The sequence below is a fragment of the Leptotrichia sp. OH3620_COT-345 genome, assembly GCF_003932895.1.
In the GTDB taxonomy this organism is placed as follows: domain Bacteria; phylum Fusobacteriota; class Fusobacteriia; order Fusobacteriales; family Leptotrichiaceae; genus Pseudoleptotrichia.
Genome location: NZ_RQYW01000080.1, coordinates 1 through 1,263 on the forward strand (window position 1 = coordinate 1; position 1,263 = coordinate 1,263).

Annotated in this window: 1 protein-coding gene and 1 pseudogene; both read left to right on the forward strand. The window is 25.8% G+C overall.

Going from position 1 to position 1,263, the window contains the following annotated elements; translation table 11 throughout:
* Nucleotides 1-180 (forward strand): annotated as a pseudogene (locus EII29_RS11410) (hypothetical protein); the annotation flags it as partial.
* 254 nt (nt 181-434) lie between these two features.
* Entirely contained in the window at nt 435-755 is a 321-nt protein-coding gene (locus EII29_RS11415) for a hypothetical protein (RefSeq protein ID WP_125237611.1), read from the forward strand.
* The last annotated feature ends 508 nt before the right edge of the window (nt 756-1,263 follow it).

Below are 1,263 nucleotides of genomic sequence, written 5' to 3' on the forward strand. Positions count from 1 at the left end.
GAGTATAATGCGTCAAAGGCGAGAGACAGAGTAGACTTTTATGAAAGAGTGGTAAGAAGTGTTGAAAGAGAGGAGAAGGAACTGGGTGGCTATAATGAAGTATTAGGAAAGAATAAGAAGAAAGCTGTGAAGAAAGTTCAAAAACCTGTAAGGGAAAAGAAAGTAAATAAGAAGAAGTAAAATAAAAAAAGATTATGACTGATTTTTGACAATTTAACATAATTTATTTTAACTTATAAAATATTATAATATTTATAGATAGACATTAGTTGTATCTATGTATTTTAAAAATGGAATAATCAATAAAATAAAAGATTATGAATATTTTTAATTATTTTTTATATCTATAATTTTACATATAATTTATGTAAAAAATATTTAAAAAATAACAAAATTGTTAAAAATAATGTTTAAGAAAAAACGGAGGAAACAGAATGAAAAAGATGTTAGGATTATTGTCACTGTTCATACTGATAACGAGTCAGATAAGTTACAGTGACCCTGCAGTGGATAGACTGTTAAGAGAAGCAAGAAAAAGACAGGCGGAAGAACAGAAACAGAAGATGGAAAAAGCCGAAGAGCCGTCAGTTATGGAAGAAATACCTGTAACAAATACAAACAGTATACATAAGAGAGCGGCAGAAATAAAAAGAGAATCACAAAGTAAAAAAGCGGAAGAAATGAAGATGAAAAAAGATGCTCAGATGAAAAAGAAAGCTGAAGCAAAAGTAGTTAAAAAAGTTCGAATAAAATAAAGTATCGGGATAATTAAAATAAAGGACTTAATTTCAAATAAGAAAATAAATAAATGATATATAACCGAATAAGGTTAATTTTGTTGTTTTATGCTTTAAATAAGAAAAAAATTAAAAAGAAAATAATGCTGTTACATAAGTTTCAATATATAATTATTTAAATTTAAAGAAAGACTTAAAATATTAAAGATTTAAGGTTTGACATAGATTTTGGACTTAATAAAATAATTTGGATTTAACAATATAAATATTTTAAAATTTTGTGAATAAAAAAATAACTTTAAGAAGGGAAAATGTAATCTGTCGGAATAGATTACATTTAAGGTGATAAGAATATGAAAAAAGTATTAATAGGATTAGGACTGGGAGCGTTAATGATATCATGTACAAATGCAAAACTGATAAATTATAATACGGACAGACTGGATAATATAGAAGCGTATTTAAAAGAACATAAGTTTGTAAAACCGTCCGACAATCTTGAAAAATTAAGAAATGAGGGACAGAT